Below are 20033 nucleotides of genomic sequence, written 5' to 3'. Positions count from 1 at the left end.
GCGGTCTATGCGAGACTGTTTTGTGCACGGCTTTCAATGTGAAGTGACGTGCACAATGCACCGGATTGATGAGATTTGACTCAATCTGACAACAAGGCGATGACTTGATCGGTTTCGGGTCTTCGTCGCGATGCCACTGGCACTTGAACCGCTAGAGCACGCCCTGTCGGGCAGGATTGCGCGTGGGCCGTTACGAGTGCACCAGATTTCAATGGCTCTTCGAGTAAGCATAGGTGCCCCATTAGCACGCCAGCTGCGGCCTTGGCCTCTTCCACGGCAAGGCTGTAAAGCGAAAACTGCGGACCAGTTTTGACATCTGGGACCTCACAACCTGTGCTTCGCGACCATGTGGACCAATCGCTGCTCCACGTCTGATCGTGCAACAAGGGAGTGCCCTGAAACCCGTTGTTGCCGGTCACCCGATCCAGCAGAGCAGGCGCGCAAACCGGTTGGGTTTCATCCTCGCACAGCACAATTTGGTCAGGTGCTTCGTCCAAGGTCGCGAAGAAGATCGCCAAATCGAACATCTCACGCGACAGGCTGGGTGGTGTTTCCAGCGCCGTGACCGAAAAATTGATATGCGGAAAACACTCTCTGATCCGGCGCAATCGTTTGGGCAACCAGAGTTGGGCAACAGCAGGCAAAGCGGCGATGTGAAAATCGGCATTTGGTTTAAGGTTTCGCAAGGCCCGAGCGGCATCGCCCATCTGATCAAAGGCTGTGGTGAAGACAGCGACAAGTGATTGACCTTGGGGCGTCAGTTCAACCCCTTGCGCGTTGCGGCGAAACAGCGGCGCACCTGCCCAACCCTCCAACGCCTTTACATGTTGCGAGATCGCCCCCGGTGAGACGTTCAACTCTTCCGCCGCCGCGACAAAGCTGACATGCCGCGCCGCGGCCTCGAACGCCCTCATTGCATTCAGCGGAGGTCCCTTGGGGCGTTTGGGGGCGACACTCATCGATCTAGCCTTAGTTTTTCTACGCCAAGAAATAACAATTCTGCTTTGCGGTGTCACGCGAAAGCCGCCAAACTGCAAAAAACAGGAGGATGTCAGATGACACTTGTACAAAGAGACTGGGTGCCTGCCGCAAGCGAAACCCTGATTCAGGATATCGCGACAAAGGCCGCCTCGACGTCGTCTGGCGATCTACTGGTCCGGATCGAGCATCTGGCGGACGAAAACCGGCGCATTCACGAAAAAGAGTGCTTCAATCTCAACCCGGCGACAAATGTCATGAACCCGAGGGCCGAGGCGCTATTGTCTTCGGGCATTGGATCCAGACCATCGCTGGGATACCCCGGTGACAAATATGAAATGGGACTGGAGGCGATCGAAGAGATCGAAGTTATCGCCGCAGAACTATGTGCCGATGTCTTTGATGCGCAGTTCGCCGAGGTTCGCGTGCCTTCGGGCGCAATTGCCAACCTCTATGGTTTTATGGCGACCTGCAAACCCGGTGATGCGATAATCGCTCCGCCAGCATCGATTGGTGGCCATGTGACTCATCATTTGGCGGGGTGTGCGGGGCTGTTTGGTCTGCGCACTATTGAGGCCCCCGTCAATGCGGATGGGTATACCGTTGATTTGGACCGGTTGAGGGCATTGGCGAAGACCGAATGCCCCAAGCTAATCACGATAGGCGGCAGTCTGAACCTGTTTGAGCATCCTGTGGCCGAGGTGCGTGCCATAGCAGATGAAATTGGCGCAAAGGTCATGTTCGACGCCGCCCATCAGTGCGGCATCATCGCAGGGCGTGCGTGGTGCAACCCGCTGAAGGAGGGTGCGCATTTCATGACCATGAGTACCTACAAAAGCCTGGGCGGACCGGCCGGGGGTCTGATTGTGTCGAACGATGCAGAAATCGCCAAGGCGCTGGATGCAATTGCTTTCCCCGGTATGACAGCCAACTTTGATGCCGCAAAAACGGCTGCACTTGCCGTCACCATGCTGGATTGGAAAGAGTTCGGCTCAGCCTATGCAGATGAGATGATTGCGATGTCCAAAGCACTTGCTGCCGCGTTGGATGCGCAAGGTGTTCCGGTCTTCGCGGGTGGAGAGGGTTTCACCAATTCTCATCAATTCGCGGTACTGGCAGCGCCGTATGGTGGCGGTCAGACTGCCTCCAAACTGCTTCGTAAATCCGGGTTTCTGGCATGTGGCATCGGATTGCCAGTTGAGCCGGTGGAAGGCGACATGAATGGCCTACGGATCGGCACGCCCGAGCTGGTCCGGTGGGGTATGACAGCAGGAGATGCAGAGCGTCTGGCGGAACTGATCCGACGTGGCTTGAGCGGTGAATCCGTTCTAACCGAGGTATCTGGATGGCGCGCTGAGTTCGACAGGCTGCATTTCGTGATTTGAACAAGCTGCGGCCAATCAGGCAAAGGCCCTGATTGGCCGCTCGCTCAGAAACGCGGTTTAACCGTTATCCGCTTCTTTCAGACCTTCGATCTGAAGGTCGAAACCTTCCTGAATGTGGCTGGTGAAAGTTTCCAGCGCTTCGGTGACATCACCCGTCGCTATCGCGTCAACTAGCGTCAGGTGGTTTCCGAGCGATTTGGAGATATCAACATTCTCAATCGCTGAAAACAGATGGAACGCCATCGCTTTGCCCCAGATCATATCGAACATATCGATAAGAAATTTGTTGCCCGCCTCAACCATGAAGGCACGATGAATGCGTCGGTTTGCGATAAAATAGTCTCGGGTCGTTGGCTGGCTCAGATCTTCTTCGCGACGAATGAGTTCACGCAATCGATCCAGCACCTCTGGTTCTGCGTGTACCGCAAGTATGCGCGCGGCTTGTCCTTCGATCGCGGCACGTGCCTGGTATAGTTGCCGCACCTCGGTCTGGTCCATGCGCGCCAATCGAAATCCGCCGCTGGCGGCCACTTCCAACACGCCTTCAGTCTCCAACCGCATGAGCGCTTCGCGTACGGGCGTCCTGCTGATGTTCAACTCGGCGGCCAGCTTTTCCTGCACCAGCCGATCTTCACCGGTGATCTCGCGACTCATGATGGCTTCGACCAGTTGGTCATAGACCTCGTCCGCCAGGCGTCTGCGTTGTGTTTTGATTTGTTTCAGAGCCACTCGGAGCCTCTCTTTCTGTCCTTCATGAATTCTGTATTCAATAAAACAACTGCTGCCAAGGCGAATGGGGTTGCTATTGTTCGTGTACTGTATACAGTATACAGGAAAGAATGAACAGGGAGCTCTTCATGTGTGGAATTGCTGGTAGAATACTGGCCGCGCCCGGGAAGGTTGGGGCGGATCTTGTTGACCTGATGGATGCGCAGGAACATCGAGGCGCCGACAGCACTGGCTTCGCCGTTTATGGTTTGCCACGAGAAACGGGATACGTTTTACGCGGAATGGGATTCGACAAGTCTCAACAGGATGCGGATCTCTCCGCGTTTGAAACGATATTGCGTGAACACGGAAGCAGCTTTCTGTCTGACCCCCAAATCGTAACGGACCAAAGTCGTCACTATTGCTTTCGGATGGAAATTTCAGACCCAAGGAATCTTCAAGCCTGGGTCGCAGACGCGGATGAGCTGACAGACCGCATTGAAGTACAATCCTGCGGCCGTAGTCTTGAGATCATCAAGGATATTGGTGGTGCCGAAGCCGTGGCAGAAAAGCACGGCGTTCGCGATATGATAGGAACACATGGGCTGGGGCATGCGCGGCTTGCTACGGAAAGTTCGGTATTGCCTAACGCATCGCATCCGTTCTGGGCGCGCCCATTTTCGGATGTCGCGATCGTACATAACGGGCAGATCACCGATTACTTCACCTGGCGCGATAAGCTGACCCGAATGGGTTATCGGTTCTTGACTGAGAATGACAGCGAGTTGATTGCCGTGTGGGTCAGCGACCAGATGAAGGCGGGCCTGACCATGGAGCAGGCGCTAAAGAAGTCCATTACCTCTATCGATGGTGTGTTTACCTACATGATCGCAACGCCAAACGGGATTGGGTTTGCCAAAGACCGATTTGCAATGAAGCCTCTGGTCGTCGTCAACCGCAATGGCGATCTGGCGGCTGCGACCGAAGAACAAGCGGTCCGCCGGGTGATGACCGAGGAATGCGATGTGATCAACTACGACGGCCCGTCGCTGACCGGTATCTGGGGCGTCGGAAACCGGAGTTTGGCGGCATGAATGAGGTGGCTGCAAAGATGGATGAGATCGTCATCGAAGTCGGCAAGCGACATATCCGCGAGGTCAATCGTGAGATAATGGAAGCCTGCACAATGGGTCGGCCGATCCGCGTGGTAGATACGCTGTCTCGTCATAATTTGGGCGTGGGTCTGCCAGACAATGTGGATATCACATTTGAGGGCTCTGTGGGGTACTACTGCGGCGGCCTCAATACCGGGGCGAACATCACAATTGAGCGCAATTGTGGGTGGGCCGTTGGCGAAGGTATGGCCAAAGGGCACATCACTGTCGGTGGCTATGCCGGTATGTCCTGTGGTGCTGCGATGATCGGCGGCACGATCCATGTCAAAGGCGATGCGGGTCCAAGGGTGGGCGTTGCGATGAAAGGTGGAAACATCGTCGTCGAAGGAAAGATTGGCTATCAGTCCGGCTTCATGGCGCATTCCGGTCGGATCATAGCGCTTGGCGGAGCGGGGGAATCCTGTGCTGATGCGCTTTGGGAAGGTGAGGTCTGGGTAGCTGGCGAGGTCGACAGCCTGGGTGTGGATGTCGACGTGATCGAACCGACTGCTGAAGAAGTGGCCGAGGTCGATGCGATCCTCGACCCGCTCGGGCTTGTCGACAGTTCGCGAAATTGGCGCAAAATGGTTTCGGGCCAGCGTCTTTGGTATTTTGAAAGCAGGGACGCAAGCGCATGGCTCATGATCTGAGTAAACCTTACGAATATCCGTTCGACGTTGCCTCGGAAGAGGAAATCAGGTTCCGCGATGCGGGAGCGATCGACGGCCGCCCGGCTGGCGTTCCTTCGTCGTATGACGAAGGAGGATCGACCCGCTGGACACCCGAGGCGATCTCGGAAGTTCACGCGCTGGCGCAGCTTGGGCGCTATCAGGTACGTGGATACAACACGTTCAACAAGCAATTGCCGACTTTTGATGATCTGACATTCGTTCCTGCAACGATGACCCGCCTGCCTCTAGAAGGCTATCGCGAGAATTGCGATACGACGACCGTTCTGGGTGGAGGGCGCGGCCTTGTGGAGCGCCCGCTTGAATTGAAGATCCCGATCTACATCGCTTCAATGTCCTTTGGTGCTTTGTCGGCATCGGCCAAGGCATCGCTGGGTTATGGGGCCTCGAAAGTAGGAACCATGACTTGCACGGGTGAGGGTGGCATGCTGGAAGAGGAGCGCGAAGCCTCCCAACGCCTGCTCTATCAGATGTCACCCGCGCGGTATGGTGTGGATCTGGATCATCTGCGCCGCGCGGATGCCTTGGAACTTGTCGTGGGGCAGGGTGCGAAACCCGGAACCGGGGGTCTGTTGCTGGGTATGAAGGTCAGCCCGCGCGTCAGCCAGATGCGAACTTTGCCCGAAGGCGTGGATCAGCGATCTACGATCCGCCATCCAGATTTTCTCGGCGCTGATGATTTGGCAGTGAAGATTGAAGAATTGCGCATCGCCACCAACTATCAGGTGCCGATCTTCATCAAGATGGGTGCGACACGTCCCCGGTTTGACGTGGCAGTTGCCGCCAAAGCGGGTGCTGATGTTGTAGTAGTTGATGGTGCCGAAGGTGGTACCGGCGCGTCTCCGGAGCTATTGCTAAACCATACCGGAATCCCAACGATGAGCGCTATTCGTGCCGCGCGTGAAGCATTGGACGAATGCGGCATGACCGGCAAAGTCTCTCTGGTCGCTGCCGGTGGCATTCGGTCCGGTGTGGACGCCGCGAAGTGTCTGGCCCTCGGTGCTGACGCTGTGATGATCGGCAACGCGGCCATGGTTGCGCTAGGATGCAACAGTCCGCGCTATCTCGAAGATTACGCGGCGTTGGGAACCTCGCCGGGCGCCTGCCACCATTGCCACACTGGTCGTTGCCCGGTTGGCATTGCGACGCAGGATGAAAGTCTCGAAGCTCGTATGAACCCTAATGCAGGGGCAGAGCGCATTGCGCGCTATCTGACGGCCATGACCATGGAGATTACAGCGCTTGCGAAAGCCTGCGGAAAGTCCTCGGTACACAATCTGGAAACCGAAGACTTGCGTGCGCTTAGCTTTCAAGCGTCAGCTTTCACTGGGGTGAAAATGGCTGGAATTGACAGGGCTTTTGACTGGTGAAAATCGCAGTTCTTGAGTTGACTAGCCACCCGCTGCCATTGTTGGAGGGAATGCCGCGGACTTCACAGCAGATTCAGGAGTGGATCGCCCCACACCTACCGGAAGCCGAGTTCGTAGTAGTCGGGGTCGTTGATGGAGAACCGCTCCCGGACGAGAGCGATTTCGACGGCGCTATAGTCGGCGGATCTGAATTTGGCGTTTATGATGACACGGATTGGATGCAGCCGCTACGTGCCTTCCTGGACCGTTGTCGAGAAATCCGAAAACCAGTCTTTGGTATCTGTTTCGGACATCAGATCATGGCTGACGTCTATGGTGGTCGGGCCGAGAAAGTCGAGGTAGGCAATGTCGTTGGCGCACGGCCCTTCAACTATGGCGGAGATAGCGTGGATGCATATGTCTGGCATCAGGATCAGGTAACAAGCATTCCGGACTCGGCTCGGGTGACCGGATCAGCGGGCCACTGTCCAGTTGGTGCACTGGATTATGATTTTCCTGCCCGCTCTGTTCAGTTTCATCCCGAATACAAGGCGCATCACTTGCGCGATCTGTTCACCAGAGGTCGAGAGGTGCTTTTGTCAGCTACGGAAGCGGATGATGGGATGTCCTCGGTCAGCGCGGCAATTGTGCCCGACGATATTGCAGCGCTTCAAGCAGTAGAGCTTTTTCGCGGTACATACGTCCCTGAGCAATAAGCCTTTGAGCGAGCGGCTCTTGATCCTAATCAAGTCCAGCCAAGCCGCACTATGTATACTGTATACGCAATCGGTTGGGAGATTTGGCAATGACGGGATACAAGGATTTCTTTGAGAGGATTGCGCGGATTGTGAATGCTCCACGCGAGGGAAGTATCAGCGATCTGGAGCTATCGGATCTCGGCCTGTCCCGCACTGATTTGGCCATGTTGCGTTCTGGCGCGCCCAACGCGCGAGAGCGTATACTCTCGATGGCTAGTCAGTTTGGCCTGAGTGAAGATGATCTTAAGGCCCATCCTGAGCTTGGCCTTGAGTTGGCGGAAAAATGTGGACATTGTCGCCAAGCAAAGACCTGCCGAGATGCAATTCGATCAGGTGTTCGCCTGCCTCAGGAAAAGTGCCCGAATTCAGGGCTCTATGCGGCGCTTTCAGAAGGTTAACGCCCGCTTGGACTTTCTTTTGGGCTCAGTTTTCTTCGACCAGTGATCTTGAAACGATCAGCCGTTCCGAAATCCTTCATTCCAACACCTGCCGCAAACTCTGCAAAAACCGGCGCGTGTTTGAACAGATGTCCCGAGCAGCCTCCGGCGAACAGCACGTTTTCATGCTCGGGGTGCCAGTCGACAATAAAGTGCGTGTCAGGTGTCAGGATGATCTGGTTGAATTTGGAATCCACTACCCGCTCACCTTCAAGGCCCGGAAGACGATGACGGATGTAGCTGCGAGTGCGTCCTAGCGTTTCCTGTCGGATTAGCCTTTCGTCATTGTCCAGATCGATCTTGTCCGGGATGACGACCGCGGCTTTCACGCCTGAACCTTCGGATGAGGGTAGCCCGAATGAGCCCTGACCATGATCGATCCAGCAGGGCATCCGGCTCATATCGAACTCCTCGGACCCATCTGGCGTTGAGGTATAGAGGACATTCACACCAACCACCGTCGATATCGGCTTGATCGTCCTGGGGAACATGTCCGCCATCCAGGGGCCGGTTGAGACAATGATAAGATCAGCCTCAAGCGGCTTTCCATCCAGCATTGGGCACTCTGATCCATCGGTGGTCACGCGACCGCGCTGTACGATCCCGCCCGCTCGACGAAACAGCTCAAGCCCGGTCAGGACGCAGCGATGCGCCATCAGCATTCCGGCTTCGGGTTCGAACAGGGCGTATTCGATGTCAGGAACGCGAAACTGCGGAAATCGCGATTCGATGTCCTGCCGCCCGAACTTGTAGTAGGGCACACCAACGCGGTCGAAGGTTTCGGCTGTGGCGTTCTCCCAGTCGCAATGACCGCCTGTTGCAAGAATCAGCGCACCGCATTCATACATCAGGTTCTGGCCGCTCTCGGCTTGCAGTTCCAGCCAGCGCAAGCGGCTTTCGCGGGCCCAACGTGTATAGAACTCGTCCCGCCCGGAAATCGCACGGATGACACGGTTGTAATCCGTTGAAGATGCACGGGAATGTCCCGGTTCCCAGCGATCTATCAAAGTCACTGCCTCACCACGTCGTTGCAGTGTAAGCGCCGTCATGACGCCGACGATGCCGCCTCCGACAACGATGACCGAGTTCTTGGACATGATGCAGATTTTCCTTGTTTATCGATTGTCTTTGTGAATACTGTATACAGAATACAACAATTATAAAGCAAAAAACAGGGAGAGCGCATCAATGAGTTCGGGATTTGATCTGCCCGAAGGCACGCACACCGTCATACTTGGTGTGGGTGACCTCAACGGCATCATGCGTGGCAAGCGCATTCCGGCCAGCCACTGGGACCACGTCTGCAAAAGCGGCAATGCGCTGTCGATTGCATTGATGGCGATCGATATGACGTGCGACGTCTGGGATACGCCTTATGTCAATTTCGACAACGGCTACCCCGATATGCACGTCTTCCCAATGACCCAGCCCGTCGCTGTGCCGTGGGAGCCAGGCGTCGCTGTTTGCTTTGGTCGGGCGGAAGGTATGGATCACAAGCCTGTTCCGATCGATCCGCGTCAGGCGTTGGTGCGTCAAGTTGAACGGGCCCGCGAAATGGGGTTCGAGGTCAATGTCGGTACTGAACTTGAATTCTATCTACTGGATCCGGAGACCGGACAGCCGCGCGATAGCGGGATCCAGGTCTACGGTCTGGGCCGTGCTGCGCGGATGGAGCACATCGTTGGGCCGATCCGCCAACAGATCAACGAGTGCGGTATTCCAATCGAGCAATCGAACCCCGAATACGCTGCGGGTCAGATTGAGGTGAATATCCGTTACGGCGAAGCGCTGGCAGCGGCAGATCGTGTCGTCTTGTTTAAGTCGCTGATCCGCCAGCTGGGCATCGCCCACGGCTATCTGGCAACCTTCATGCCAAAACCGTTCTTCGATCAGTCCGGCAACGGCTTCCACACACACTACTCGCTTTGGAAAGACGGCAAGAATGTCTTTGCCGATAACGGCAAGGTAAACGATACCGGCAAATCCTTCATCGCCGGGCTGCAACAACGCATGTGCGAAACGGCAATCTGTGGCAGTGGCACCGTCAATGGTTATCGACGCCGTCAGCCTTATACTTTCTGCCCGATCAACACGAGCTGGGGTTATGACAACCGGACCGTTGGTATTCGGGTCATTGAAGGATCCGACAGCGCGGTGCGCGTAGAAAAACGTGACGCTGGTGCAGATGCCAATCCCTACCTTCTGCTGGCGGCCGAGATTGCAGCGGGGCTGGACGGGATCGAGCAGGGCCTGGCTCCGTCAGAGCCGACAACCGGCAACGGTTACGAAGAAGGGATCGGCGATCCGATCCCGACCGACTTGCCAACGGCGATCGAACTGGCGCGAGGATCCGAATGGCTTCGCGATCTCATGGGCGAAATGCTGTGGGAGTTGGTATTGCAACAGGCCGAGCGCGAGCTTGAATTCTTCAATCAACAGGTCACTCCGGTTGAGTTGGACCGTTACCTGAGGACCTTCTGATGCATTTGGGCAAGGTCGCCGGGACCGTCACAGCCACGGCCAAAGACGCAAAACTGGTCGGTACGAAACTGCTGGTGACGGATTTGGTCGATAGCAAAGGCAAGGTGATCGAACCGGCGCGGGTCGCCGTCGACACCTGCGGTGCCGGGGTGGGGGATACGGTTCTGCTGGTCAACGGCTCGGCGGCGCGTATGGCCGCCGGTCTGTCCACCGCGCCCGTCGATCTGGCGATCATCGCGATTGTGGATCGCGTGTCCACGACCTGAACCAAGAACACCAAACATCTAAATTTCTTTGGAGGAACGAAAAATGGCGAAACCAGTGGCGGGGCAAATGGCCCTGGGCATGATCGAAACGCGCGGACTGGTCGGCGCGATCGAAGCGGCAGATGCGATGGTCAAGGCGGCCAGCGTTTCGATTGTCGGCCAAACCAAGGCTGGCGGAGGCCTAGTCACCACCCTTGTGCGTGGTGAAGTCGGCGCAGTCAAAGCCGCCGCGGATGCCGGAGCGACAGCGGCAAACAAAGTGGGTGAAGTCGTATCCGTCCACGTGATCGCGCGCCCACATGATGAACTTGAGGCCATAATCGACAGCCTTGGTGCTGGCTCTGCGGCTTAATCCGTCTGTCTTGAGGAGACGCTATGTCAGCCGGTTTCGAGGAATTCACACGTGCAGCGACACGTGGCTCAACCCGGGGTGCACCTGAACATCCCAAGCTCGACCGGATATCGGTGTTGGGCGGCGGGGCTGATGCACGCCTGTTGGCCGCTCTTTGCCTTGCCGAAGGGGCTGAGGTCACCCTGTTTTCGGCCTATGGGGCCGAACTGTCGCTGTTGGCCCAGTCCTCGGGCATTTCGCTTCGCGGTGAAGGTCCGGTCGGGACCTATCAAGTCGATCGGGATGGGCCGTCGGTGCGCACAACCGCTGAGCTGGATGCAGCGGTGCGCGATGCACAGGTGATATTCCTGACCGGACCGCTTCACAAACAGCGCACTTATGCGATGGTGCTGGCCGATCACCTCAGCGACGGGCAAATCTTGGTCCTTGCGCCGGGACGATCTTTGGGGGCTGTGGAAACAGCCTGGCTATTGCGGATCGGAGGCTGCGCGGCGGACGTCACGCTGGTCGAGGTTCAGGGTCTGCCATACTGGTTCCGTTCCGAGGGCGCAGCTTTGACGCTTTCGCAGGCGGCACCGATGGCTGCGGCAACCTTGCCGCGCGGTCGGGAAGAGGTTCTGGACGCCGTGTCCGCCTATTTGTCCAACGTTCAGGCGGTCGACTCGGTTTTGTCGTGCGGCTTCAACGATCTGTCGGCCGCAGTCGAGATACCTGCGCTGATCCTCGGCGGTGCCGCAATGGGGACAGGTGGTCCTGACATTCCAATGGGTGGTGTTCAGCTTGAGGATAACCAGACCTTTGCGTCTCTGATTGGTCCGGACCAGACGGAGGTCATTCAGGGGCTTGCAGACGAACGGCGACGCATTGCTGCTGCGTTTGGAGTTCGCAACCTGCCGGAGACAGGGCAGTGGATAGCCACCTTTGCCGGCGCCGAACGTGGCTCGGGCGCGCGTCCGATCCCGGATCAGCAAACGTCGCGCGGTATGATGCGGGATGGCGTGTTGGGCTCGCTTGTACCTTTGGTCTCAGCGGGTGAGCTTGCGGGTATCCCGAGCCCGTTGACGAACAGCCTAATCGCGATGTCCGACCGAATTTTGGGGGCGGATGTGGCTGCCGCCGGACGGCGCCTCGAAGCCATCGGGGTTTCAGCGGGCGACGTTGATCAAGCGCGCCGTATCTTTGACACCATCGTCACCGGAGCTTCTTGATGGATGCAGATCTGAAATCAATCGCCGCCGCACGGCGTGCCGCAGATAGCGCTTTCGAGGCTTATCGCGCCTTTCTGGGCACCGACCCGGCGCAGGTAGACGCAATAGTCGACGCCATGGCGCGCGCCATCGAGCCCGAGGCCGAACGGCTGGGGCAAATGGCCGTCGAGGAAACCGGATATGGGAATGTGCCGGACAAGCGCGTCAAGAACCTGTTCAACGCGCTTTCAGTCGCGGATTATCTAAGAGATGTGACAACGCTGGGATTGCTTTGGCGCGATGATGCGACAAAGATCGCAGCCTTCGGTGAACCGATGGGCGTTGTGGCAGCTCTGATCCCGGTGACGAACCCCACTTCAACGATCATCTACAAAGTGCTTTCTGCGGTGAAGGCAGGCAATGCGATCGTGTGCGCGCCGCATCCACGTGGCGTGAGTTGTGGCATCGAAACGGTGCGAATTATGGCGCGCGTGGCAGAGCAAATGGGTGCGCCCACGGGTCTAATCCAATGTCTGGATTCCGTGACAATTCAGGGCACAGCCGAGTTGATGAAACACCGCCGTACCTCGGTTGTGATGGCAACCGGTGGTCCTGCCATGGTCAAAGCGGCGTATTCCAGCGGCAAACCCACGCTCGCGGTCGGTGCGGGCAACGTGCCGTGTTACGTACACAAGTCGAAAGCACGCGATCTGGCGGAAGTCGCCGAGATGATCGTGACTTCGAAGAGCTTTGACTACGGGACCGCCTGCGTCAGTGAGCAGGCCGTCGTCGCTGATCCCGAGATCGCACGTGATTTGCGCCACGAGCTTAAATTGAAAGGTGCCTATTTCTGCACACCGGCCGAAGCGGATCGACTTGCCGGGGTGATCTTCAAAGGCGTGCAGGCCATGGACCCTGAGAAGGTGGGGCAAAGCCCGCAGGCGCTGGCGGATGCTGCCGGTTTTTCCATCCCACCACGCACCCGGTGCCTTGTTTCGGAAGAAACTGAAGTAGGTTGGCAGCGCCCGCTGTCTGCAGAAAAGCTGAACCCCGTTCTGGCGTTCTACGCGGCGAAATCCACAGACCATGGGATCGAGCTGGCACAATCCATCGCCAAGTTCGAAGGCTGGGGTCATTCCTCGGTCATCCATTCGGACGACCCTGAGATCGTGGCCCGTTTTGCCACCGTGCCGACGGGTCGGGTACTGGTGAATACACCGGGCATCATGGGCGGTATGGGATATTCGACTGATCTGGAACCATCCTTCATGCTGGGCACCGGCACGTGGTCAGGTTCGATCACTTCGGACAATGTGACGGCCCTGCATCTCATCAACATCAAACGGGTAGCCTATGAAAGCAGACCCTGGCGCGACATTTACGAGGAGTATGGCGCATGAGCGAGATTACTATCCGGGCGCTGATGCAGATCGACAACCTGCAACCAAAATTCGCCGCCTATAACGGTGCGACGGTGCAAGGGTCGGTGCCCTTGTCCGGGGATACGGTTTTGATCGGAGAGTTTGCGCCGGGTAACGGAGTATTCTCGCTGATCGACCGGGCGCTCAAGGCATCTTCGGTTGAGGCGACAACACAAATGGTCGAGCGCGAGTTCGGGTTCTTTATCCTGCGGTCTCCGTCGAATGCGGAGGTGTCCGCCGCGCGCGATGCGATGCTGGCCGAGCTCGGCGCAACAATGTCTGACCGGTTGAAACCGGCGATCAGTTCCACGCAGATTATCACCAGCGTCGAACCCTATCAGGCGCAACTGCTGAACAAATGGCGCAAAGGGGCTCTGATCGTTCCAGGGCAGACGCTGGGCATCGTCGAATGTGCCCCGGCAGCCTATATCTCGATTGCCGCGAATGAAGCGGAGAAGGCGGCAGAGATCGATATTGTCGAAGTGCGCGCCGTGGGGCGGTTTGGCCGCCTGTTCATCTCGGGGTCTGAAAACTCGGTCAAGACCGCCGTCGAGGCCGCAACCCGCGCGATAGAGGCGGTGGACGGGCAAGCCAACTGATGGCAGCGCCGCGCGTCATAGGTTCAGAGGCGGTCGAAGATGCCCGCCGTCGCGGTCGGATCGTGTTTGAAGTCCTTCCCGACGATATCGTGACGGCCTTGGCACGCGAAACTGCCGAGCGTGTTGGCATAAAGCTTGTCGACGGACCGCTGGAAAAGCCACAATCAACGCGTACAGACGCTGCTATTTCAATGCAGCGTGTGTTGTATCGCCGCTCGCCCAAATGGGTTGCTCCGGTGCGTTCGAAACGCAAGGCCCGAAGGCTTGGCAAACTTGCCATGATCGGGGCAGGGGGCGTCGGGGGCAATGTGGCGCATCTGGCGGCGATGCAGGATATCGCGGATGAGATCGCGCTGATCGATATTGCGCCCGGAATGGCCGCTGCTACGGCGTTGGATCTGAACCACACGTCAGGCATTACCGGCGCACGGGCACGATGTGTTGGTGGCGAGTCGCTGGACCTTGTGTCAGGGGCTGAGGTGGTCGTGGTAACCGCAGGCCGTGCCCGGCGTCCGGGTATGAGCCGCGCGGATCTGATCGACGTGAATGCGCGCGTGATCCGCCAGGCCGCTGAGGCCATACGCTCCGCTGCGCCTGATTCCATCGTCATCGTGGTGACCAATCCGCTTGACGAAATGACCGTAGAAATGCTGCGCGCAACCGGGTTCCCTCGTGAAAGAGTGCTGGGCATGGCCGGTACTCTGGACAGCAGCCGGTTTCGCAACGCCCTTGCTATGGCTGCGGGAGTAGCGCCCGCTGATGTCGAGGCCTTCACGCTCGGAAGCCACGGGGACGAGATGGCGCCAATCCCAAGCGGGGCCAAAATTAAGGGCAGGGCATTGGATGTGTTTTTATCGCCTGATCAGATTGAGGCTTGCGTTCAGGACGCCGTGACCGGCGGTGGGCAGGTAGTTGCCCTGAAGAAATCCGGTTCCGCAACCATAGCACCGGCGCACGCGTCGATCGAGTTGATCGACCATATCCGGGGCGCACGCACCGGCCCGGTTCCGGTCTCGGTCATGTTGCAGGGGGAATATGGCATCGATGGGGTTGTGCTTGGTGTTCCTGCCCATCTGGGGTCTTCCGGGTTGGTCGAAGTCGAGGAGTTGCGGCTGACCGATCAAGAACAAGCAGCCTTGCAGAAAGCGGCGGATGCCATCCGGTCGAGGTTAGGCCTGTGACCCTCCGCATCTGGAAGTCAGGCGGGCGGTTCGAAGAAGTTGCGTCTTATTCCCGCGCAAAGCGCATCGGTCCCTTCGTTTGGGTCGCAGGGACCACAGCGATCGAACCCAGCGGGCGTATTCATGCGCCAGGAGATGTGGGAGCCCAGACAAAATACATTCTGTCCCGTATAGAAGAGGCGCTTAAGGCCGTCGGTGCCGAGATGCGCCATGTAGGCCGGGTCCGCGCGTATCTGACCGATCTGTCGCGCGCGGGTGAATTCGCGAGCGTTCACGGAGAGGTATTCAAAGATATCGATCCGGTTCTGACAGCCGTTCAAGCGGGGCTTACGCAGCCTGGATTGACGGTGGAAATAGATGTGGATGCGGTAATTCACGACGTAAACGGCGAAATCAGCGGAATCTGAACATGAGTCACCAAGAAAGGATTTGATCGAACTATCGTCTTGTGTACTGTATACAGAATACAAGAAGGGCACAATAAGACACAGGGAGCTAATGTGATGATCAAGACAGCGCTACTCAGCGGAACATGTATCGCGCTTGTGGCCTCGGCGGCCGCAGCTGAAATCAAGGTGGGCTTTATTGGATCTCTTTCCTCAGACACCGGTCTGTCGACGCTGCGTGGTGCAGAGATCGCGATTGAAGAGCTTAATGCGAATGGCGGCGTTATGGGGGAACAGATCACGCTGGTGTCCGCCGACACTGGGCAGGACCCGACCGAAGGGGTGCGGGCCTATGAATATCTGGCGGAAACCGAGGAAGTAGATTTCATCATCTCAGGCTCTATCGATGATGTTTCGTTGGGCTGGCTGCCGCGAATGCAGGAATACCGGATTCCGACGCTGGACACGTGGACGTCATATATCGGCATCATCGACATGGTGGTCGAAGATCCCGAAAGCATGGCACCATATTTTATGAACATCGCCTCAGACGAGGCGCTTGCCACGCTCTATATAAATTTTGGTGCCGACGTCCTGAAGGAAAAGATGGGTTGGGACTCCGTTGTCATTCTGGCTGAGGATACAGCGTTTGGCGAAGCGATCACCGGATTGGTGACCGAGGCGCTTGCGCCGGTTGCGGGGATCGAGGTCAAGGACATCATCACCTATGATGTTGCCACCGTTGATTTCGCGCCGATCTTCAGCCGCGCGCAGGATACAGGGGCGGATTTCATCTACCAGGTCTCATCCGTAAATTCTCAGGTGGTCTCGTCGCAATATGTGAAACTGCAGGTGCCCATGGCGATGACAGGCGTGAACGTAGCTGCATTGGGTATGGAATATTGGGAAGACACTGGCGGAGCCGGGGGCGGCATCTCGACCCTGTCACCGATCCCGTCTGTAGGGTTCAAACTTGACCCGGCAAGCCAGACCTTTGTCGACACCTATCAGGCCAAGTATGACAGCCGCCCACTGCTGCCGCATTTCAATGGTTTCAACGCCTACCACGGTCTGAAACAGGCTATGGCTGCCGCGGAAGAGGCGGGTGGCTTCGACAATGTCGAAGGCTGGGCCGACGCAATGAAGAAGCAGGATCTGGTTCTTGAGATGGATGGTCAGCTTTGGCTGCGCTACGCCTTCTGGGGCGATGATGAGGTCGAGCCTGTGACAGGCCGCACCTATCCTCACAACATTCGCTTTGATCTGTCCGAGCCGTTTGATGATGCGGCCCCGTCAATGGTCGTTGTTCAGTGGTATGAAGACGGCACTGCCGCAGTTGTGTACCCCGAGAAATACGCGACGGGCGAGTTCACGCTTCCCAGCTGGGTTAAGCAGTAATCCTGACCCAACCATAGCTTGAAACGGGTGCGCGGTGGCGCGCGCCCGCAGCCAAGGATCAACACATGTTGCAGATACTGATTCAGGGGCTTTTGCTCAGCGGTCTCTACGCGCTCATTGCTATGGGGTTCACGCTGATCTTCAGCATCGGTCGTGTCCTGAATCTTGCCTATGGCGCATATCTGATGGTCGGCGGCTATATTTACTTTTGGATATCGCAATCGCTTGGGATGCCTAAGCTCATGGGGGTTGCCGTGGCCGCCGCGCTAGGTGTGCTTATGGGCGTCTTGAAATATCGCCTGATCGTCAAAACGCTCAAAGGGGATCATGTGTCTGTCGAGATTTCGACGCTGATCCTTGCAGTCGTCATTCAGGCAGGCATCGTTTTGGTTTTTGGCGACAGCAGCAAAATCCTTTTGCCGATTGTTCCCGGGGTGATCAACGTAGCTGGCGCTTCGGTCACGTATAATATCTTGATCGCGACACTCATTAGCTGGGCCATTCTGCTGGGGCTCTATGCATTTGTCCGGCTGACCCATACCGGACGGGCGATGCAGGCGGTTTCAATGGATGCCAAGGGCGCTGCAATTTCCGGGATCGACCCGGATCGCATCAACCTGATCACATGGGGTATCTCGGGCGCACTAGGCGCAATCGGAGGCGTCTTCTTTGCCAGCTACACTCAGCTATCGCCATCCATGTGGGTGGCACCGCTAATCATTTCGGTGGCTGTGGTTATCGTTGGTGGGATCGGCTCGATCCTGGGCACTTTGGTGGTGGCGCATATTGTGGGCTTCCTCGAAGTCATCGTTGTGGCGACGCTTGCACCAGAGTTGCGCGGAGTATTCACAATGCTTCTGATCATCGGCGTGCTGGTTACGCGACCGCAAGGCCTGTTTGGCCGAGAGGAGCTGTGATCATGGGGCTACGCTGGTATCACTTTGCGCTTTGGGGCGGCTTGATCGCGGGAATGTTCCTGCTGCCGCAAGTCGTCTCGAACGGGACATTGCGCACAATGATCTTTGCCAACTATCTGGCGATCTTTGCCATCAGTTGGGACGTGCTGTCGGGCAGAACAGGGTATGTGAGCTTTGGGCATCCTTTTCTGATCGGTATCGGGGCCTATACCACTGCAATCCTGACCAAGCGGTTCGATGTCGCTGTTGAGGTATCAATCCCGATTGCTGTTGTTGTCACCATGATCGCGGGCCTGCTGGTGTTGCTGCCAGCCTTGCGAATTCGGGGCAGCTATTTCGCACTGGTCACGCTGGCCTTTATGGAGCTGCTATATCAACTGGTTCAAGTCATTCGTCCCGACTTGACCGGCGGAACGCGCGGCATGTCGGGCATTCAAACGCTGACGCGCGGCGCGGCGAACGGGTATTATCTGTCGACGACGCTGATGCTGGCGATCGCTGTCAGTATGTGGCTATTGATGAAGACGAGGCTTGGAACCGCCTTGTCTGCGATTGGCATGAACGAGGAAAGTGTGCGGGGCTCGGGCCTCAGCACCACGCGCCTTAAGGCGTTTGCCTTTCTGACAAGCGCTATGATTGCGGGTCTAGGCGGGGCGTTCTATGTCCACTATCTGGGATCGCTTGCTCCACGTGCGCTGTTTGATATCAACTTCTTGTTCACCATCATTGTCGCGGCACTTCTGGGTGGAACCTCGACCATCATCGGCCCCATGATCGGCGCGTTCTTCATGACATTCCTGTTGGAGTATCTGCGACCGGTCCTTCCTGGCGCCGAACGGTATTTCGTCTACGGAGCTATAGCGCTGCTCCTCTATATGTATCAGCCGAAAGGCATTGTTGAGCTGGTTCGGCGTGGTTTCAAAGGCCTGGGCAAGGGGCGGACGACATGAGCGTGGCGTTACAGGTTTCAGGTCTGGTAAAACGTTTCGGCGGATTAGTCGCGACGAATGATCTGTCGTTTTCTCTCAAAGAGGGCGAGTCGCTTGGATTGATCGGTCCCAACGGGGCAGGCAAGACGACCGTGTTCAGCCAGATCATGGGTGAGTTGCGGCAAAACGGCGGAACGATCGAACTGTTCGGGCAGGAGATTTCGACACTGTCGACGCCACAACGCATTCGGGCCGGGGTCAGCCGAACCTATCAGATCCCACGCCCGTTTGGTGATATGAGCGTTGCCGAAAATATCCGGGTTGGCCTAATGCCCGACAATATCTGGCAGATGATCGTCTCACCCCCAGATAAAGAACGTGAGCGAGAGCTTGCGCTCAGCGTCGGGTTTACAGAAGCGGACTTGAAACGCGCGCCGACAGAACTGGCCATGGGTGATCTGCGTAAACTTGAGATGGCGCGCACAATGGCAACCGCGCCCAAGGTGATGCTGCTGGATGAAGTGTTTGCGGGTCTCACCACAGGAGAGATCGCCCAAATCTCTGATCTCATTCAGTCGATGCGCAAAGATGGGATGACTTTTCTGATCGTCAGCCATGATTTGCCTGCGCTTGAGCCATTGGTCGACCGTGCGATCGCCATTGAACGGGGCACCATGATTGCCGAGGGCTCGTTCAGCGAAGTCATGAACGACAAGGCTGTTCAGGCCTCGTATCTGGGGGGCGCGTAATGTCGTATCTGGAAATCGAAAACCTGTCGGCATTCTATGGCAAGGCGCAAGCGCTGACCGACATCTCGATCACCGTCCAACCCGGTGAGATTGTCGCTGTGGTGGGTCCAAATGGGGCTGGAAAATCGACCTTGCTGGACAGCATCATGGGGCTAGTCAAAATCGAGGGCGATATCCGGCTCAGGGGGCACAGCCTTGCCGGTCGGACGCCTTCCGAAATTGTACGACATGGCGTGGGTTATGCGCCCGAACGCTTTAACCTGTTTCCCTATATGTCGGTGCGTGACAACCTAATGGTCGGTGCCTTCACGGCCCGCGAAGACATCCAGAGCAATCTGGCAATGGTACACAGTCTGTTCCCGCGTCTCGAAGAGAGGGAAGGGCAGGAGACCTCGACCCAGTCGGGCGGGGAACGTCAGATGGTCTCGTTCGGACGCGCGCTGATGACCAGCCCCGAGCTGTTGCTCGTCGACGAACCGACGATTGGTCTGGCCCCAAAAATCTGTCACGAAATCGCCGAGGTGGTGCGCAAGCTCAACAAGGAATACGGGCTGACAGTTGTAATCACCGAGCAAAACGCCAATTTCGCGCTTTCGCTGGCGAGCCGGATTTACGTGCTCGAGTCAGGACACATGCAGACATCAGGCACCGCAGACGAGTTGCGGAATGATAAGCGATTGCTCGAGGCTTACTTTGGCGGTCACTAAAA

The 20033-nt window shown here is 57.2% G+C and carries 22 protein-coding genes; 19 read left to right on the top strand and 3 right to left on the bottom strand.

From position 1 onward, the window contains the following. Nucleotides 1-80: 80 nt before the first annotated feature. Entirely contained in the window at nucleotides 81-959 is an 879-nt protein-coding gene (locus tag I5192_RS08065; RefSeq protein WP_170732005.1) for a LysR family transcriptional regulator, read from the bottom strand. 96 nt (nucleotides 960-1055) lie between these two features. On the opposite strand from I5192_RS08065, the gene glyA reads away from it, so the two are divergent. Then, nucleotides 1056-2363 (top strand): serine hydroxymethyltransferase, encoded by a 1308-nt coding sequence (gene glyA / locus I5192_RS08060; RefSeq protein WP_223118143.1) that lies wholly within the window; start codon nucleotides 1056-1058, stop codon nucleotides 2361-2363. 57 nt (nucleotides 2364-2420) lie between these two features. Here the strand turns inward: glyA and I5192_RS08055 are convergent, their stop codons facing one another. Beyond that, nucleotides 2421-3092, bottom strand: coding sequence for a GntR family transcriptional regulator (locus I5192_RS08055; RefSeq protein ID WP_170405336.1), 672 nt, complete (start codon nucleotides 3090-3092; stop codon nucleotides 2421-2423). A 128-nt stretch (nucleotides 3093-3220) separates the two neighbouring features. Here I5192_RS08055 and I5192_RS08050 point away from each other — a divergent pair, with 128 nt between their 5' ends. The 5 genes from I5192_RS08050 to I5192_RS08030 all read left to right on the top strand — a co-directional run bounded on the left by I5192_RS08050 (nucleotide 3221) and on the right by I5192_RS08030 (nucleotide 7419). After that, a complete protein-coding gene (locus tag I5192_RS08050; protein WP_170421277.1) occupies nucleotides 3221-4165 on the top strand; it encodes a glutamine amidotransferase in 945 nt (314 codons plus the stop codon). Further along, nucleotides 4162-4875, top strand: coding sequence for a glutamate synthase (locus tag I5192_RS08045; RefSeq protein ID WP_170393282.1), 714 nt, complete (start codon nucleotides 4162-4164; stop codon nucleotides 4873-4875). The genes I5192_RS08050 and I5192_RS08045 overlap by 4 nt, the downstream gene beginning before the upstream one ends. Continuing rightward, entirely contained in the window at nucleotides 4860-6284 is a 1425-nt protein-coding gene (locus tag I5192_RS08040; protein ID WP_170393281.1) for an FMN-binding glutamate synthase family protein, read from the top strand. The genes I5192_RS08045 and I5192_RS08040 overlap by 16 nt, the downstream gene beginning before the upstream one ends. Nucleotides 6285-6334: 50 nt before the next feature. Continuing rightward, nucleotides 6335-6979 (top strand): type 1 glutamine amidotransferase, encoded by a 645-nt coding sequence (locus tag I5192_RS08035; RefSeq protein ID WP_223118142.1) that lies wholly within the window; start codon nucleotides 6335-6337, stop codon nucleotides 6977-6979. 89 nt (nucleotides 6980-7068) lie between these two features. Further along, nucleotides 7069-7419 (top strand): hypothetical protein, encoded by a 351-nt coding sequence (locus I5192_RS08030; protein ID WP_170405345.1) that lies wholly within the window; start codon nucleotides 7069-7071, stop codon nucleotides 7417-7419. On the opposite strand, the gene I5192_RS08025 is transcribed toward I5192_RS08030, so the two are convergent. Next, nucleotides 7416-8555, bottom strand: coding sequence for an FAD-dependent oxidoreductase (locus tag I5192_RS08025; protein WP_223118140.1), 1140 nt, complete (start codon nucleotides 8553-8555; stop codon nucleotides 7416-7418). The genes I5192_RS08030 and I5192_RS08025 overlap by 4 nt on opposite strands. Before the next feature lie 91 nt (nucleotides 8556-8646). Between I5192_RS08025 and I5192_RS08020 the strand changes: the two genes are divergently transcribed. From I5192_RS08020 to I5192_RS07960, 13 genes are all read left to right on the top strand, one after another. Then, nucleotides 8647-9939, top strand: coding sequence for a glutamine synthetase family protein (locus I5192_RS08020; protein ID WP_223118139.1), 1293 nt, complete (start codon nucleotides 8647-8649; stop codon nucleotides 9937-9939). Then, nucleotides 9939-10205 (top strand): EutN/CcmL family microcompartment protein, encoded by a 267-nt coding sequence (locus tag I5192_RS08015; RefSeq protein ID WP_170393276.1) that lies wholly within the window; start codon nucleotides 9939-9941, stop codon nucleotides 10203-10205. The genes I5192_RS08020 and I5192_RS08015 overlap by 1 nt, the downstream gene beginning before the upstream one ends. Before the next feature lie 43 nt (nucleotides 10206-10248). Beyond that, nucleotides 10249-10557 carry a BMC domain-containing protein gene (locus I5192_RS08010; RefSeq protein ID WP_170393275.1) on the top strand — a complete coding sequence of 103 codons (309 nt, stop codon included), beginning with the start codon at nucleotides 10249-10251 and terminating at the stop codon, nucleotides 10555-10557. Nucleotides 10558-10580: 23 nt separating this feature from the next. Further along, nucleotides 10581-11765, top strand: a complete 1185-nt coding sequence (locus I5192_RS08005) for a hypothetical protein (RefSeq protein ID WP_170610365.1) — start codon at nucleotides 10581-10583, stop codon at nucleotides 11763-11765. Then, a complete protein-coding gene (locus I5192_RS08000; protein ID WP_223118138.1) occupies nucleotides 11765-13144 on the top strand; it encodes an aldehyde dehydrogenase family protein in 1380 nt (459 codons plus the stop codon). The genes I5192_RS08005 and I5192_RS08000 overlap by 1 nt, the downstream gene beginning before the upstream one ends. Continuing rightward, entirely contained in the window at nucleotides 13141-13764 is a 624-nt protein-coding gene (locus tag I5192_RS07995) for a BMC domain-containing protein (RefSeq protein ID WP_170393272.1), read from the top strand. Before I5192_RS08000 ends, I5192_RS07995 begins: the two co-directional genes overlap by 4 nt. Further along, the gene (locus I5192_RS07990) at nucleotides 13764-14945 is read left to right on the top strand and encodes a malate dehydrogenase (protein WP_223118137.1); all 1182 of its coding nucleotides are present in this window, start codon (nucleotides 13764-13766) and stop codon (nucleotides 14943-14945) included. The genes I5192_RS07995 and I5192_RS07990 overlap by 1 nt, the downstream gene beginning before the upstream one ends. Then, entirely contained in the window at nucleotides 14942-15352 is a 411-nt protein-coding gene (locus I5192_RS07985; protein ID WP_223118136.1) for a Rid family hydrolase, read from the top strand. Before I5192_RS07990 ends, I5192_RS07985 begins: the two co-directional genes overlap by 4 nt. A gap of 96 nt (nucleotides 15353-15448) precedes the next feature. After that, nucleotides 15449-16729: an ABC transporter substrate-binding protein gene (locus I5192_RS07980; RefSeq protein ID WP_223118135.1), complete on the top strand. Its 1281-nt coding sequence runs from the start codon at nucleotides 15449-15451 to the stop codon at nucleotides 16727-16729. 65 nt (nucleotides 16730-16794) lie between these two features. Continuing rightward, a complete protein-coding gene (locus I5192_RS07975) occupies nucleotides 16795-17646 on the top strand; it encodes a branched-chain amino acid ABC transporter permease (protein WP_223118134.1) in 852 nt (283 codons plus the stop codon). A gap of 2 nt (nucleotides 17647-17648) precedes the next feature. After that, nucleotides 17649-18596, top strand: a complete 948-nt coding sequence (locus I5192_RS07970; RefSeq protein ID WP_223118133.1) for a branched-chain amino acid ABC transporter permease — start codon at nucleotides 17649-17651, stop codon at nucleotides 18594-18596. Continuing rightward, a complete protein-coding gene (locus I5192_RS07965; protein ID WP_170393267.1) occupies nucleotides 18593-19324 on the top strand; it encodes an ABC transporter ATP-binding protein in 732 nt (243 codons plus the stop codon). The genes I5192_RS07970 and I5192_RS07965 overlap by 4 nt, the downstream gene beginning before the upstream one ends. Then, the gene (locus I5192_RS07960; RefSeq protein ID WP_223118132.1) at nucleotides 19324-20031 is read left to right on the top strand and encodes an ABC transporter ATP-binding protein; all 708 of its coding nucleotides are present in this window, start codon (nucleotides 19324-19326) and stop codon (nucleotides 20029-20031) included. Before I5192_RS07965 ends, I5192_RS07960 begins: the two co-directional genes overlap by 1 nt. Nucleotides 20032-20033 lie beyond the last annotated feature (2 nt).

Source organism: Ruegeria sp. SCSIO 43209 (assembly GCF_019904295.1).
GTDB lineage: Bacteria > Pseudomonadota > Alphaproteobacteria > Rhodobacterales > Rhodobacteraceae > Ruegeria.
Note: the sequence above shows the minus strand (reverse complement) of the source record. Positions and strands in the feature narration are given on the sequence as shown.

Coding starts and splice junctions, on each gene's coding strand:
- I5192_RS08065 (WP_170732005.1), bottom strand. CDS start 959: ATGAGTGTCGCCCCCAAACGCCCCAAGGGACCTCCGCTGAATGCAATG.
- glyA (WP_223118143.1), top strand. CDS start 1,056: ATGACACTTGTACAAAGAGACTGGGTGCCTGCCGCAAGCGAAACCCTG.
- I5192_RS08050 (WP_170421277.1), top strand. CDS start 3,221: ATGTGTGGAATTGCTGGTAGAATACTGGCCGCGCCCGGGAAGGTTGGG.
- I5192_RS08045 (WP_170393282.1), top strand. CDS start 4,162: ATGAATGAGGTGGCTGCAAAGATGGATGAGATCGTCATCGAAGTCGGC.
- I5192_RS08040 (WP_170393281.1), top strand. CDS start 4,860: ATGGCTCATGATCTGAGTAAACCTTACGAATATCCGTTCGACGTTGCC.
- I5192_RS08035 (WP_223118142.1), top strand. CDS start 6,335: ATGCCGCGGACTTCACAGCAGATTCAGGAGTGGATCGCCCCACACCTA.
- I5192_RS08030 (WP_170405345.1), top strand. CDS start 7,069: ATGACGGGATACAAGGATTTCTTTGAGAGGATTGCGCGGATTGTGAAT.
- I5192_RS08025 (WP_223118140.1), bottom strand. CDS start 8,555: ATGTCCAAGAACTCGGTCATCGTTGTCGGAGGCGGCATCGTCGGCGTC.
- I5192_RS08020 (WP_223118139.1), top strand. CDS start 8,647: ATGAGTTCGGGATTTGATCTGCCCGAAGGCACGCACACCGTCATACTT.
- I5192_RS08015 (WP_170393276.1), top strand. CDS start 9,939: ATGCATTTGGGCAAGGTCGCCGGGACCGTCACAGCCACGGCCAAAGAC.
- I5192_RS08010 (WP_170393275.1), top strand. CDS start 10,249: ATGGCGAAACCAGTGGCGGGGCAAATGGCCCTGGGCATGATCGAAACG.
- I5192_RS08005 (WP_170610365.1), top strand. CDS start 10,581: ATGTCAGCCGGTTTCGAGGAATTCACACGTGCAGCGACACGTGGCTCA.
- I5192_RS08000 (WP_223118138.1), top strand. CDS start 11,765: ATGGATGCAGATCTGAAATCAATCGCCGCCGCACGGCGTGCCGCAGAT.
- I5192_RS07995 (WP_170393272.1), top strand. CDS start 13,141: ATGAGCGAGATTACTATCCGGGCGCTGATGCAGATCGACAACCTGCAA.
- I5192_RS07990 (WP_223118137.1), top strand. CDS start 13,764: ATGGCAGCGCCGCGCGTCATAGGTTCAGAGGCGGTCGAAGATGCCCGC.
- I5192_RS07980 (WP_223118135.1), top strand. CDS start 15,449: ATGATCAAGACAGCGCTACTCAGCGGAACATGTATCGCGCTTGTGGCC.
- I5192_RS07975 (WP_223118134.1), top strand. CDS start 16,795: ATGTTGCAGATACTGATTCAGGGGCTTTTGCTCAGCGGTCTCTACGCG.
- I5192_RS07970 (WP_223118133.1), top strand. CDS start 17,649: ATGGGGCTACGCTGGTATCACTTTGCGCTTTGGGGCGGCTTGATCGCG.
- I5192_RS07965 (WP_170393267.1), top strand. CDS start 18,593: ATGAGCGTGGCGTTACAGGTTTCAGGTCTGGTAAAACGTTTCGGCGGA.
- I5192_RS07960 (WP_223118132.1), top strand. CDS start 19,324: ATGTCGTATCTGGAAATCGAAAACCTGTCGGCATTCTATGGCAAGGCG.